Origin of the sequence: Streptomyces barringtoniae (assembly GCF_020819595.1) — a bacterium.
Lineage (GTDB): Bacteria > Actinomycetota > Actinomycetes > Streptomycetales > Streptomycetaceae > Streptomyces > Streptomyces barringtoniae.
Genome location: NZ_JAJHNP010000017.1, coordinates 151,616 through 163,799 on the forward strand (window position 1 = coordinate 151,616; position 12,184 = coordinate 163,799).

Here is a 12,184-nt window from a genome sequence, read left to right on the forward strand (position 1 = left end):
GTTCCGGTGATCAGTGGAGGCCGGTGTTGCGGGCCGTCCCGATCGCCACGTAGAGACTCGCAAACCTCGGCGACGGATACAACCCCTTCCGGAAAGTTTTTTTTGATTCCTCGGTGTCGACTAGGTCACAGCCGTACTTCCATGGGGTGGATCCTGGCCTAAACGTTCGAGTGAAAGGACTTTCGCCCGTTCCGCTCACACAATCACACGCAGTGCACGGCGTACGCCTGTGAACGTCACGCTCGTACGCAGTCCCAGGTGGTCACCGTCCATCTGCAGGGGCAGAGGCACCTTCGAATGCAAGGTGAACTGATCCAGATCATGCAGCGAGACGACATGTCGACCATGGGGTCCGCGCTCGGGGGACGAAGTGAGCAACTGGGTGCCATACCGGGCAACCGCGGCCGTCGACAAGCGGCTGAGACCGAGTACGTCGATGCCGGTATCGAACGAGGCCTTAGGTGATGTGTACATGGGGCGATTGCCGAGATACGTCCAAGGGGACGTGTTCGAGATTATGGCGACCACAAGATCGGCGATCGGGTCCTCGCCGGGTTGCTCCAGCGTGATCGACCCGTGCCGCCGGTTCTGCTCACCGAGGAACTGCCGGATCACCTGCCGTACGTACAACGCGTGCGTCGACTTCTTCCCACGCTCGCGCTGCTGCTCCACCCGGCCGACGACACCCGCGTCGAATCCCAGTCCCGCGTTGAAGGTGAACCAGCGGTCCGGGACCGCCTCGTCCTCGGTGCCGGGCGTGCCCGAGGTCAGCCCGAGCCCGACGAGCCGTTCCCGGCTCTCCCGCAACGCGTCCAGCAGGGCGCCGGTGGCCTCGACCGGGTCGTTGGGCAGGCCCAGGGCGCGGGCGAAGACGTTCGTGGAGCCACCGGGTACGACGGCGAGGCCGGGCAGGCGCTCCGGGTCCGGGCCGGCGTGCAGCAGGCCGTTGACGACCTCGTTGACCGTGCCGTCGCCGCCGAGGGTCACCACGAGATCGATGTCGTCACTGTCCGCCGCCTGCCGGCCGAGGTCGCGCGCGTGCCCGCGGTACTCGGTGGTGACCGCCTCCAGCTTCATCTCGCTCGCCAGCGCGTGGATCAGCACGTCACGCCTGCGTGCGCTTGTGGTGGTTGCCGCCGGATTGACCACGAGAAGTGCACGCATGGACTGCAGCGTACCTACTGGGGGGTACCGGGCCCATATCGAGGTAGGGATCGGGTAAGAGGTGGGGGCGTGAACCTGGACACTCGGAACCCTGCCGGCCGTCGGAACCCGGCCGGCGGGGGGAAGCGCACCGGCCCCTGCCCGCACCGGGCCGACGGCTACTCTTCTGGTGTGAGCAGTGAGCAGAACCCCGCCCCCGACCACGCCGACACCGCCGAAGCCGGCGCAGCGGGCCGTCCCCGCCGGCTGACCTACGCCGCCGTGCTGGCCGGGCTGGAGGGCGTCGCCCTCGGGGCCGGCGGGCTGTGGGTGCTCGTCCTCGGGCTCACCGGCTCCCCGGACGACCGGCAGCAGGCCGTGACCCTCGGTGTCACCCTCGCCGTGCTCGCGCTGCTGCCGCTGCTCGCCGCGCGCGGACTGCTGCTGCGGCGCAGCTGGAGCCGCGGCCCCGCGGTGATCACCCAGATCATGGCGCTGCCGATCGCCTACAACCTGCTCAAGGCCGACAGCATGGCCATCCCGGCCGGCATCGCCCTTGCGGTGGTGGCCGTGGCGGCGCTGATCCTCCTCGTCAACGGCGAGACGACCCGGGCCCTCGGCATCAAGGGACCGGGCCGCGCCGAGTAAGGCGCTCACTCCTCCACGAGGAGCTTCTCCCGCAGCTGGGCCAGCGTGCGGGCCAGCAGCCGGGAGACGTGCATCTGGGAGATGCCGACCTCCTGGGCGATCTGCGACTGGGTCATGTTGCCGAAGAAGCGCAGTAGCAGGATCCGCTTCTCCCGCGGGGGCAGATCCTCCAGCAGCGGCTTGAGGGACTCCCGGTACTCCACGCCTTCCAGCGCCTCGTCCTCCGCGCCGAGGGTGTCGGCGACCGCCGGGGACTCGTCGTCGGTGTCGGGGACGTCCAGGGACAGCGTGGAGTACGCGTTGGCGGACTCCAGGCCCTCCAGGACCTCCTCCTCGGAGATCGCGAGCTTCTCGGCCAGCTCGTGGACCGTCGGGGAGCGGCCGTGCAGCTGGGACAGCTCGGCCGTCGCCGTGGTCAGCGCGAGCCGCAGCTCCTGCAGCCGGCGCGGCACGCGGACCGCCCAGCCCTTGTCACGGAAGTGCCGCTTGATCTCGCCGACCACGGTCGGCGTGGCGTACGTGGAGAACTCCACGCCGCGCTCCGGGTCGAACCGGTCGACGGACTTGATCAGCCCGATCGTGGCCACCTGGGTGAGATCGTCCAGCGGCTCGCCGCGGTTGCGGAACCGGCGCGCCAGGTGCTCCACGAGCGGCAGATGCATACGGACCAGCCGATTGCGCAGCTCCGCGTACTCCGGGCTGCCCTCCTTCAGCGTGCGCAGCTCCACGAACATCGCCCGTGCCCCGCTGCGGTCAGCCGGGTCGTGCTGTACGGGCTGCACGGCCTGTACAGCCTGCACGGGCTGCGCGCCCGGCGCGTCGTCCTCGGCGTACCGCTCGTGCTCGCTCATCGTCCCGCCCGTAGCCCTTCCCCGAGCCCTGGCCCCCGCACGGCGCCCCGCCGTGGGCGCGCCCTGCGCAGGCGCCTCGCCACCGGCCCGCGCGGAGTCGTCCTGCGGGTGCGGTCTGGCCTGCTCGGGGATGCCGTCGATGCCGTCCGCCATGCGCCGGGAACCGTCCTGGGGAGCCTCCCCGGAGAGGTCGCCCGTGCTCGGCCAGGGGGCACCCCCGTCCCCGGCCGGCAGCTCCCGTGTGCCGCGCTCTTCGTCCCGCACCGGACCGTCCCCGTTCCTCACGCCGGGCCGGGGCCCGCGCCGCGCTGTTTGTAGAGGCTGATCGACACGGTCTTGTCCTCGTCCACGGCGGACGAGACCTTGCCCGCGAGGGCCGAGAGCACGGTCCAGGCGAAGGTGTCCCGCGAGGGGGCGTGGCCGTCCGTGGTCGGCGCGGAGACCGTGACCTCCAGCGAGTCGTCGACGAGTCGGAAGACACAGCTGAGCACCGAGCCGGGCACGGCCTGCTGGAGCAGGATCGCGCAGGCCTCGTCCACGGCGATGCGCAGGTCCTCGATCTCGTCCAGGGTGAAGTCCAAGCGGGCCGCGAGTCCGGCCGTGGCCGTCCGCAGCACCGACAGGTAGGCACCCGCGGCCGGCAGCCGGACTTCCACGAAGTCCTGGTTCGCCGCGGGCTCGCCTGCGATCTGGGACACCCTCACCTCCATGGTGGTACAAGCTTTACGGGGCCGAGGGTCGCCCCCCGGGGTAACGCGGACGCGGTTCCGCGGTGACGCTATCGCGCTCCGAACGTTCCTGTCCCGGGACCCCAACCCCCCTGGCGTCACTCACAGTAAAGCTGTGCATACGCTCCGTGTCTAGAGGGTTTGCGGGCCCAAATGGGAAGAGCGCGCGCCGGGTTGACGTACCCAGACGCCCGACGCTCGAACCGTCGTGCGGTCACCGCCGCATGCAGTGTCACACGAGAACGCGCTCGGGCGGGAATGCGATCACCCGGAAAGTCGCTCGGTAGAAGGTCGGAACAGGGTCGGAGCAGGGCCGGAACGGGGTCAGACGAGTACGTGGTCCACGAAGCACCACCGCCAGTCCTCGCCGGGCTCGAAGGTCCGCATCACCGGGTGACCGGACATCTCGTGGTGCTGCGTCGCGTGCCTGCCGGGCGAGGAGTCGCAGCAGCCGACATGGCCGCAGGTGAGGCACAGCCGCAGCTGCACCGGGTGCGTGCCGTCGCGCAGGCACTCGGGGCAGGTCGGACCGAGGGGCTCCGGTTCCGGGAGCGGCAGCGCGTCGGCGTGCGTGCACTGTTTCATGATTGCCAGATTACGACGGTCGTGCGGGTGGCCGCGCGGAAAACGAGGGTGGGCGAGGATCATGGATGTGATGCCGCTGCTGTTGCTGGTGGCGGGCAGCGCGGCGATCGCGGGGGCCGCGCGGCGCACTCCGGTGCCGGCGCCGCTGCTGCTGGTCGCCGTGGGCCTCGCGGTCTCGTACGTCCCGGGCATCCCGCACTACACCCTGGACCCGGAGATCGTCCTGCCCCTGGTGCTGCCCCCGCTGCTGTACAAGGAGGGCACCGAGAGCTCGTACCTCGATCTGCGCGCCCAGATGCGGCCCGTGGGGCTGCTGTCGATCGGATACGTGCTCTTCGCGACCTTCGCCGTCGGCTGGGCCGCCTATCTCGTCGTACCGGGGCTGCCGCTGCCCGCCGCGCTGGTGCTGGGCGCGGTGGTCGCGCCGACGGACGCGGTCGCGGCCGCGGCGATCGCGCGCCGGGTCGGCCTGCCCTCCAGGATCACCACCATCCTCCAGGGCGAGTCCCTGCTCAACGACGCCACCGCGATCACCGCCTACAAGGTGGCCCTCGGCGCGGCCGTCGGCGCGGGCGCGACCTGGGCGGGCGGGTTCGGGGAGTTCCTGCGGGCCGCCATCGGCGGGGTCGTCGTCGGACTGGTGCTCATGGTGCCGATCCACTGGCTGCGCACGCACCTGAAGGAGGCCCTTCTCCAGAACACCCTCTCCCTGCTGATCCCGTTCGTCGCCTACGGCGTCGCCGAGCAGTTCCACGGCTCCGGCGTCCTCGCGGTCGTCGTGGTCGCGGTCTATCTCGGGCACCACGCGTGGGAGGTCGACTTCGCCACCCGGCTCCAGGAGGACGCGGTCTGGCGGATGGTCGCCTTCGTGCTGGAATCGGCGGTCTTCGCGCTGATCGGCCTGCAGCTGCCCACCGTCCTCAAGGGGCTGGCCGCGTACCACGGGGCCGACGCGGCCTGGTACGCGATCGCGGTCTTCCTCGTGGTCGTCGCGGCCCGCTTCGTCTGGGTGTACCCGGCCGCCTTCGTGCCCCGCCTGCTCTTCCGGCGCATCCGCGAACGCGAGGACAACCCGACCTGGCGGGCGCCGATCGTCACGTCGTGGGCCGCCATGCGCGGTGTGGTCTCCCTGGCCATCGCCTTCTCGATCCCGCTCACGGTGCACGGCGGCACCCCCTTCCCGCAGCGGAACCTGATCCTCTTCCTGACCTTCAGCACGGTCATCGGCACCCTCGTGGTGCAGGGCCTGACCCTCGCGCCGCTGATCCGCCTGATGAGGTTCCCCGGCCGCGACCCGCAGGCCGAGACCCTCGCCGAGGCCAACGCCCAGGCACAGGCCTCCCGCGCCGCCGAGAGCCGCCTCGACGACCTCCTCGCCGACGACCGCAACGCCCTGCCGCCACCGCTCGCCGACCGCCTGCGCACGGTCCTGGAACGCCGCCGCAACGCCGTGTGGGAACGCCTCGGCCAGACCAACCCCGTCACCGGCGAATCGGTGGACGACACCTACCGGCGTCTCTCCCGCGAGATGATCAGCGCCGAACGCGAGGTCTTCGTCAGGCTCCGCGACCACCGCTACATCGACGACGAGATGCTGCGCGCGCTGCTCAGACGCCTGGACCTGGAGGAGGCGGCGGCCTACCGGGAGGCGAGCTAGCCCTACGGGAAGGGCCGCCCGGTGACGACGGCCGCGATCGCCGTGCCGCGCGTGAAGGCGCCCTCTGCCGCGAGGGCGACAAGTCCGTACAGCAACTTGGCGACATAGAGACGTTCGACGGGCAGCCCGTGGCGGTCCTCGAAGTCCTCGGCGAACGCGTGCAGTTCCGGTGTCGTACGGGCGTAACCGCCGAAGTGGAAACGCTCGTCGAGGGACCAGGAGCCGGTACGGCCGCCGAAGGCACGTTCCTGCAGTGCCTGTATGCCGTCTTCCAGGAAGCCGCCCCTGAGGACCGGCACGCCGAGCGCCCGCTGCCCCGGGGCCAGACCAGCGGCCAGCCCGGCGAGCGTGCCGCCGGTGCCGCAGGCGACCGCGACGACGTCGGCGTGCCCGCGCAGCTCCTCGCCGAGGGCCCGGCAGCCACGTACGGCCGCGCTGTTGCTGCCGCCCTCGGGCACGACGTACGCCTCCTCGGCGCCGGCCGCGCGCAGGACGGCGCCCAGCGTCTCCGGCTCGCTCTTCTGCCGGTACGTCGATCTGTCGACGAAGTGCAGCCGCATGCCGTCCGCCGCGCACCGGGCCAGGGAGGGGTTGAGCGGGCGGTCGGCCAGCTCGTCGCCGCGGACCACACCGGTGGTCGCCAGCCCGAGGATGCGGCCCGCGGCGGCGGTGGCCCGCAGGTGGTTGGAGTAGGCCCCGCCGAAGGTCACCAGCGGCCGCCCCGCCGCCGCCTCGATGTTCGGCACCAGCTTGCGCCACTTGTTGCCGACGAGGTCGGGGTGGATCAGGTCGTCGCGCTTGAGGAGGAGCCGGAGTCCGTGCCTGTCGAACCGCTCGTCCCCGACCTCTTGGAGGGGGGAGGGGAGTCGGGGGGTGAGGGCGGTCCGGCTGGTCACTCATTCATTGTCGCCACTCGTCGAGATCCCTCTTCGTGCCCAGTAATCCGATGATCCATTCCCGCTCTTTCGGGTAATGGTGCGACCACGCACCGTGATGGAAGGCTCGGTGCCGAGACCGGTGCCCCCTGCGATTCGGTGCCGGGCATACCTGGGAGGCAATTCTCTATGTCGGTAGGCGAAGAGGTCCGCACGGAACAGGGCAAGCCGCAGCAGTCCCTCGGGACCGCGGCCGCGCGGAACCTGGCCACCACCACCAAGTCCGTACCTCAGATGCAGGAGATCAGCTCCCGCTGGCTGCTGCGCACACTCCCGTGGGTCGACGTACAGGGCGGTACATACCGCGTGAACAGGCGGCTGACGTACTCCGTCGGCGACGGCCGCATCACCTTCGTGAAGACCGGGGACCAGGTCGAGGTCATCCCGGCCGAACTCGGCGAGCTGCCGGCCCTGCGCTCGTACGAGGACGAGGAGGTGCTGACGGAGCTCGCCCGGCGCTGCCGCCAGCGCGACTTCGCACGGGGCGAGGTGATCGCCGACTTCGGCAACCAGACGGGCGAGGTCTACCTGCTGGCGCACGGCAGGGTCGAGAAGATCGGCTCCGGCCCCTACGGCGACGACGCCGTCCTCGGCGTGCTCGCCGACGGCGCCTACTTCGGCGACCAGGCGCTGCTGGACCCGGACGCCATCTGGGAGTACACCGTCCGCGCCGACACCGCGACCACCGTGCTGATCCTCAGCCGCCAGGACTTCCAGCAGGTCGCCGAGCGCTCGGACAGCCTGCGCGACCACCTCGAGCAGCTGCGCTCGCTGCCGGAGCAGCGGACCAACAAGTACGGCGAGAAGGAGGTCGAGCTGGCGGCCGGTCACTCCGGCGAGCCCGACATCCCGCACACCTTCGTGGACTACGAGGCGCGGCCCCGTGAGTACGAGCTGAGCATCGCCCAGACCGTGCTGCGCATCCACACGCGCGTGGCCGACCTCTACAACCAGCCGATGAACCAGACCGAGCAGCAACTGCGGCTCACGGTCGAGGCGCTCAAGGAGCGCCAGGAGCACGAGCTGATCAACAACCGCGACTTCGGTCTGCTCAACAACTGCGAGTACGACCAGCGGATCCAGCCGCACGACGGCGTGCCCGGACCGGACGACATGGACGAGCTGCTCAGCCGCCGGCGCAGCACCAAGCTGTTCCTGGCCCATCCGCGCGCGATCGCCGCGTTCGGGCGCGAGCTGAACAAGCGCGGACTGGTCCCGGAGACCGTCGAGATCGGCGGCAACCGCATCCCGACCTGGCGCGGAGTGCCGATCTACCCGTGCGCCAAGATCCCGGTCACCCCGGAGCGCACGACGTCGATCATCGCGATGCGCACGGGTGAGCAGGACCAGGGTGTCATCGGCCTGCGGCAGTCGGGCATCCCGGACGAGATCGAGCCGAGCCTGTCCGTGCGGTTCATGGGCATCAACGAACAGGCCATCATCAAGTACCTGGTGACGGCCTACTACTCGGCCGCCGTCCTGGTGCCCGACGCGCTCGGCGTGCTGGAGAACGTCGAGATCGGCCGGTGGAGGTGACGTTTCCGCACTTCGCGGCCGTGTCCCCGCCCTCCGGGGAGGGTAGACCCTCGGAATATGCGTCCGGCCGGGCCGGCGACGCCGGTGTCCGCGGACCTGGCGAGGGGGAGACATGGCCGAGTTCATGACGGAGACCGAACAGCGTTCCCCCGCCGTGCCGCACCCCGGCACGGCAGGGGAACGGCGGGGGAGGACCGGCGACAGCGGTGCCGGTCCGCTCGACGGGCATGCCGAGGGGCAGCCCGAAGAACATGCCGGGGAACTTCGCGAAGGACCTCCCGGGGAACATCCCGAGGGGCAGCTCGACCAGCATGAGGCGGCGGCGCTGCTGGAGCGCACCCGGGCCGTCGTCGACCCGCAGCTGCGGGCGGCCCTGGAGTCGCTGCCCGCCCCCATGCGCCGGGTCGCGCTCCACCACTTCGGCTGGCAGCACGCGGACGGCACCCCGGCAACCGGCCACGCGGGCAAGGCGATACGGCCCGCGCTCGTCCTGGCGGCGGCCGCGGCCCTCGGCGGAACGGCGGCCCGTACGGCGGCGGTCCGGGCGGCGGTCGCGGTCGAACTGGTCCACAACTTCACGCTGTTGCACGACGACGTGATGGACCGGGACACCTCCCGCCGGCACCGGCCCACGGCCTGGACCGTGTTCGGCGACGCCGACGCGATCCTCGCAGGTGACGCCCTCCAGGCGCTGGCCCTGCGGCTGCTCGCCGAGGATCCGCACCCGGCCGCCGGTCCGGCCGCGGTCCGGCTCGCGGACTGTGTCGTGGAGCTGTGCGCCGGCCAGCACACCGACACGGACATGGAGCGCCGCGCCCCGGACGAGGTCACCCTCGACGAGGTGCTCGCCATGGCCGAGGCGAAGACCGGTGCGCTGCTGGGCTGCGCCTGCGCCCTGGGGGCGCTCTACGCGGGCGCCGGCCAGGAGGAGGTGGCGGCGCTTGACGGCTTCGGCCGCCAGGCCGGGCTCGCCTTCCAGCTGATCGACGACGTCATCGGGATATGGGGTGACCCACGGCGCACCGGGAAGCCGGCCGGTGCCGATCTCGCCGCCCGCAAGAAGTCGCTGCCCGTGGTGGCGGCCCTGTCCTCCGGAACCGAGGCCGCGGCCGAACTCGCCGAGCTGTACGGGAAGCCGTACGTCTCCGGTGACGAGGAGGGCATCGCGCGTACGGCAGTGGCCGTGGAGCGGGCCGGCGGCCGGGACTGGGCGCAGGCCGAGGCGGCCGACCGGATGGCCCGCGCCGTGCAGGAGCTGTCCCGCGCCGTTCCCGTCCCCGAGGCGGCGGGTGGTCTGTTGGCGCTGGCCGAGTTCGTGACGCGGCGCAGGAGCTGAGGGCTGTCGGCTTCGGCAGCCGAGAGGAACCCGGGGCCCCGGGGCGTGCGGTTCCTGACCCCGTACGGTTCCGGGGTTCCGGCTTGGCGGCCCCTGCGCATGCCCATGGTGCGCGGGGTCTGCTGTTTCTTCGAGCTCGCGCAGGCGCACGAGGCGGCGGGTGGTCGCCGTCACGATCCGTACCGCAGGAAGCGCCGGCCCCCCGCCCGCCCTACCCTGAGGACATGGCCAGCGAGGACCACGTCTGTCCCGTCTGCGGACAGCCCGTCGAGACGGTCGTCGGACGGCGCAAGACGCTGGGCGCCTGGGTGCCGGTGTGGGGCCCCGGCCCCTGCCGCAACCCCGACTGCCCGGCCTACGGGGAGCCTGCCGAGCCGGCGGCTCCGGCCGAGGGGACCGAGCAGCCGCGCCCCGGTGAGTCCGAGGCCGAGAAATCCTGAGCCCTGCCGAGGAGGTCTTGAGCCGAGGGAGCGGACCAATGAGGTACCTGGTGATGGTGCAGGGTACGCAGGCGGAGTACGACGCGATGGCCGGCAAGCCCACCCGGCACGCCCCGGCCTGGACCGAGGTGCAGCTCAAGGCCATGTACCTGTACATGGGCGCCATCAGCGACGGCCTCGCCCAGTCCGGCGAACTCGTGGAGGCCCAAGGCCTGGCCGAACCCGCCCGCACCCGGCTGGTCGCGCGCGGCAAGGACGGCGAGACCGTGATCACCGACGACCCGTACGGCGAGACCGAGGCGCTGATGGCCGGTTACTGGGTGGTGGACTGCGCGAGCCTGGACCGGGTCACCGAGATAGCCGAACGCGTGACCCGCTGTCCCGGCCCCGAGGGCCTGATCGACTACCCCGTGGTGATCCGGCCCCTCATGGACGGCGCCGGCGACACCGCCGCCGGACGGACGACATCGGTGCCGGACAGGACATCGGCGCCGAAGAAGGCGCCGGTGCCGGACAAGGCGGCGCGCGCGGCCGGGCCGGGACCGTAGCGTGGCCGCATGCCGAAACTTCCGAACATCGTCCACATCACCGAGCGCTCCCTGTGGGAGGCGGCGCGCGAGCGCGGCACCTATGAGGTGTCGACCCGTGGCCGAAGCCTCCAGGAGGAGGGCTTCATCCACTTCTCCACCCGCGAACAGCTCCCGCGCATCGCCGAGTTCCTCTACGGCGACTACGACGGCCCGGACGAGCTGGTCGTGCTGGTCGTGGACCCTGCCCTGGTCGGCGCGCCGGTGAAGTACGAGGCCATGGAGCCCGGCGGGGAGGAGTTCCCGCACGTGTACGGGCCGGTGCCGGCCGACGCCGTGGTGGACGTCGAGCCCTGGGGGTGACCGGGCAGGGGGAACACCTCGCCGCCGCGGTGGTGGCGATGGCCGGTGACGTTCTGGGCGCTCGCCGTGGCCTTGGCCGTGGCCGGCACACCGGGGTGGTGCGCCTCTACGCGACGACGGCCCGCCGACCGCCGCCCGGCAGACCGCCCGTCTCCGGGGCGCGGCCGGTCAGGCAGTAGACGCCGCCCGCCGGATCGCGCATCACGGTCCAGTGCGGACCCTCGCTCACCAAGGCGGCGCCGTGCTTCTCGTGCCGGGCGCGGACGTCGGCGATGTCCGCGCAGGCGAGGTCGAGATGGGCGGAGGCAGGGCGTTCGTCGTCGAGTCGCTGGAGCAGGATCCGGACGGGCAGCCCCGCCGGCGGCCTCAGCACCTCGAACTCCGGCCGCGATCCCGTGAGCCGCTGCCAGCCGGTGAGCCCGGCCCAGAACGCGGACTCGGCGGCGTACGCCGACGACGGGATGTCGAGGCACACCTGGTCGAGCCGGCTGCCGGCCACCACCGGCGGCCGTACCGTCTCCCCGTGCCAGGGCACGGCACAGAACAACTGGCCCGACGGGGACCGCAGGACGGCCCAGTCGCCGTGGTCCGCCACCGGCTCCGCACCGAGTTCCAGGGCCGCCGAGGTCAGCTCCCGTACGTCCTCGGCACAGAGGTCGAGGTGGGCGCCGCCGCAGCCCTCGGTGACGCCCTGGAGCTTCACGCACGGGTCCGTACCGGTCGCGCCCTCGGGCAGCAGGGTCGTGAACTCGCCCCGCTCACCACGGGGCCGGGACGCCCGGGTGCCGGTGACGGCCGTCCAGAAGGCGCGCGCCTCCGGCAGCCGGGCGGCGGGCCGGTCGGCGAAGGCGTACGTCCAGCGAATGATCACGTGGGGAGTGTAGGCGTGAACTCCCCGTCGGGACCGGGAGATTCACGCGGGTGGGGCGGCAGGCCGTTCACCCCGGGGGCCGCTGGAGGAAGCGCAGCTGGTTGCCCGCCGGGTCCCGGAAGGCGCAGTCGCGCACCCCGTACGGCTGGTCCGTGGGCTCCTGCAGCACATCGGCGCCGGACTTACGCACCCGCTCGTACAGGGCGTCGCAGTCCTCGGTCGTGAAGATGACACCCCTGAGCATGCCCTTGGCGAGCAGCTCGGCGAGCGCCTGCCGGTCGGCGGGGGAGGCGTCGGGGTTCGCGCCGGGCGGCTCCAGCACGATCTCGACGTCCGGCTGCAGCGGCGAGCCCAGCGTCACCCAGCGCATGCCCTCGAAGCCCACGTCGTTGCGGACCTCCAGGCCGAGCACGTCACGGTAGAAGGCGAGCGCCTTGTCATGGTCGTCCACCGCGATGAAGCACTGCTTGAGTTTCACGTCCATGGGCTCACGCTAGGCCCATCCGGCCGCAGCCGCGCGCGAGCCGACAAGGCCGCCGGGCACCGGGGGAGGGGGCAAGGCCG

The 12,184-nt window shown here is 71.7% G+C and carries 13 protein-coding genes and 1 pseudogene; 7 read left to right on the forward strand and 7 right to left on the reverse strand.

Translation table 11 applies throughout. The annotated features are described in order from the left end of the window. Positions 1 to 195: 195 nt before the first annotated feature. Positions 196 to 1,164 (reverse strand): diacylglycerol/lipid kinase family protein, encoded by a 969-nt coding sequence (locus tag LMU33_RS28260; protein ID WP_228623437.1) that lies wholly within the window; start codon positions 1,162 to 1,164, stop codon positions 196 to 198. A gap of 171 nt (positions 1,165 to 1,335) precedes the next feature. On the opposite strand from LMU33_RS28260, the gene LMU33_RS28265 reads away from it, so the two are divergent. Continuing rightward, the gene (locus tag LMU33_RS28265) at positions 1,336 to 1,791 is read left to right on the forward strand and encodes a hypothetical protein (RefSeq protein ID WP_228623438.1); all 456 of its coding nucleotides are present in this window, start codon (positions 1,336 to 1,338) and stop codon (positions 1,789 to 1,791) included. A gap of 5 nt (positions 1,792 to 1,796) precedes the next feature. Here LMU33_RS28265 and LMU33_RS28270 read toward each other — a convergent pair whose 3' ends face one another. From LMU33_RS28270 to LMU33_RS28280, 3 genes are all read right to left on the reverse strand, one after another. Continuing rightward, entirely contained in the window at positions 1,797 to 2,906 is a 1,110-nt protein-coding gene (locus LMU33_RS28270) for an RNA polymerase sigma factor SigF (protein WP_228623439.1), read from the reverse strand. A gap of 17 nt (positions 2,907 to 2,923) precedes the next feature. Continuing rightward, positions 2,924 to 3,340 (reverse strand): ATP-binding protein, encoded by a 417-nt coding sequence (locus LMU33_RS28275; RefSeq protein ID WP_009190566.1) that lies wholly within the window; start codon positions 3,338 to 3,340, stop codon positions 2,924 to 2,926. A 354-nt stretch (positions 3,341 to 3,694) separates the two neighbouring features. Beyond that, positions 3,695 to 3,955 carry a UBP-type zinc finger domain-containing protein gene (locus LMU33_RS28280; RefSeq protein ID WP_228623440.1) on the reverse strand — a complete coding sequence of 87 codons (261 nt, stop codon included), beginning with the start codon at positions 3,953 to 3,955 and terminating at the stop codon, positions 3,695 to 3,697. A gap of 61 nt (positions 3,956 to 4,016) precedes the next feature. Between LMU33_RS28280 and LMU33_RS28285 the strand changes: the two genes are divergently transcribed. Continuing rightward, positions 4,017 to 5,612 (forward strand): Na+/H+ antiporter, encoded by a 1,596-nt coding sequence (locus LMU33_RS28285; RefSeq protein ID WP_228623441.1) that lies wholly within the window; start codon positions 4,017 to 4,019, stop codon positions 5,610 to 5,612. Between the two features lie 2 nt (positions 5,613 to 5,614). Here the strand turns inward: LMU33_RS28285 and LMU33_RS28290 are convergent, their stop codons facing one another. Then, the gene (locus tag LMU33_RS28290) at positions 5,615 to 6,508 is read right to left on the reverse strand and encodes a 1-aminocyclopropane-1-carboxylate deaminase/D-cysteine desulfhydrase (protein WP_228623442.1); all 894 of its coding nucleotides are present in this window, start codon (positions 6,506 to 6,508) and stop codon (positions 5,615 to 5,617) included. A gap of 168 nt (positions 6,509 to 6,676) precedes the next feature. Here LMU33_RS28290 and LMU33_RS28295 point away from each other — a divergent pair, with 168 nt between their 5' ends. The 5 genes and pseudogenes from LMU33_RS28295 (at position 6,677) to LMU33_RS28315 (ending at position 10,749) form a co-directional block, all read left to right on the forward strand. Further along, the gene (locus LMU33_RS28295) at positions 6,677 to 8,083 is read left to right on the forward strand and encodes a family 2B encapsulin nanocompartment shell protein (RefSeq protein ID WP_228623443.1); all 1,407 of its coding nucleotides are present in this window, start codon (positions 6,677 to 6,679) and stop codon (positions 8,081 to 8,083) included. A gap of 112 nt (positions 8,084 to 8,195) precedes the next feature. Continuing rightward, the gene (locus LMU33_RS28300; RefSeq protein ID WP_228623444.1) at positions 8,196 to 9,419 is read left to right on the forward strand and encodes a family 2 encapsulin nanocompartment cargo protein polyprenyl transferase; all 1,224 of its coding nucleotides are present in this window, start codon (positions 8,196 to 8,198) and stop codon (positions 9,417 to 9,419) included. A gap of 224 nt (positions 9,420 to 9,643) precedes the next feature. Further along, complete coding sequence (locus LMU33_RS28305) at positions 9,644 to 9,859, forward strand: hypothetical protein (RefSeq protein WP_228623445.1); 216 nt, start codon at positions 9,644 to 9,646, stop codon at positions 9,857 to 9,859. Between the two features lie 38 nt (positions 9,860 to 9,897). Further along, positions 9,898 to 10,305 (forward strand): annotated as a pseudogene (locus LMU33_RS28310) (YciI family protein); the annotation flags it as partial. 111 nt (positions 10,306 to 10,416) lie between these two features. After that, positions 10,417 to 10,749 (forward strand): DUF952 domain-containing protein, encoded by a 333-nt coding sequence (locus tag LMU33_RS28315; protein WP_228623446.1) that lies wholly within the window; start codon positions 10,417 to 10,419, stop codon positions 10,747 to 10,749. Positions 10,750 to 10,855: 106 nt separating this feature from the next. Here LMU33_RS28315 and LMU33_RS28320 read toward each other — a convergent pair whose 3' ends face one another. Further along, positions 10,856 to 11,620 (reverse strand): VOC family protein, encoded by a 765-nt coding sequence (locus LMU33_RS28320; RefSeq protein WP_228623447.1) that lies wholly within the window; start codon positions 11,618 to 11,620, stop codon positions 10,856 to 10,858. Positions 11,621 to 11,687: 67 nt separating this feature from the next. After that, positions 11,688 to 12,104, reverse strand: coding sequence for a VOC family protein (locus LMU33_RS28325; protein WP_228623448.1), 417 nt, complete (start codon positions 12,102 to 12,104; stop codon positions 11,688 to 11,690). Positions 12,105 to 12,184 lie beyond the last annotated feature (80 nt).

Bases quoted from the DNA above. Each gene is read 5' to 3' on its own strand.
- LMU33_RS28260 (WP_228623437.1), bottom strand. From the start codon at position 1,164: ATGCGTGCACTTCTCGTGGTCAATCCGGCGGCAACCACCACAAGCGCA.
- LMU33_RS28280 (WP_228623440.1), bottom strand. From the start codon at position 3,955: ATGAAACAGTGCACGCACGCCGACGCGCTGCCGCTCCCGGAACCGGAG.
- LMU33_RS28285 (WP_228623441.1), top strand. From the start codon at position 4,017: ATGGATGTGATGCCGCTGCTGTTGCTGGTGGCGGGCAGCGCGGCGATC.
- LMU33_RS28295 (WP_228623443.1), top strand. From the start codon at position 6,677: ATGTCGGTAGGCGAAGAGGTCCGCACGGAACAGGGCAAGCCGCAGCAG.
- LMU33_RS28300 (WP_228623444.1), top strand. From the start codon at position 8,196: ATGGCCGAGTTCATGACGGAGACCGAACAGCGTTCCCCCGCCGTGCCG.
- LMU33_RS28305 (WP_228623445.1), top strand. From the start codon at position 9,644: ATGGCCAGCGAGGACCACGTCTGTCCCGTCTGCGGACAGCCCGTCGAG.
- LMU33_RS28315 (WP_228623446.1), top strand. From the start codon at position 10,417: ATGCCGAAACTTCCGAACATCGTCCACATCACCGAGCGCTCCCTGTGG.
- LMU33_RS28325 (WP_228623448.1), bottom strand. From the start codon at position 12,104: ATGGACGTGAAACTCAAGCAGTGCTTCATCGCGGTGGACGACCATGAC.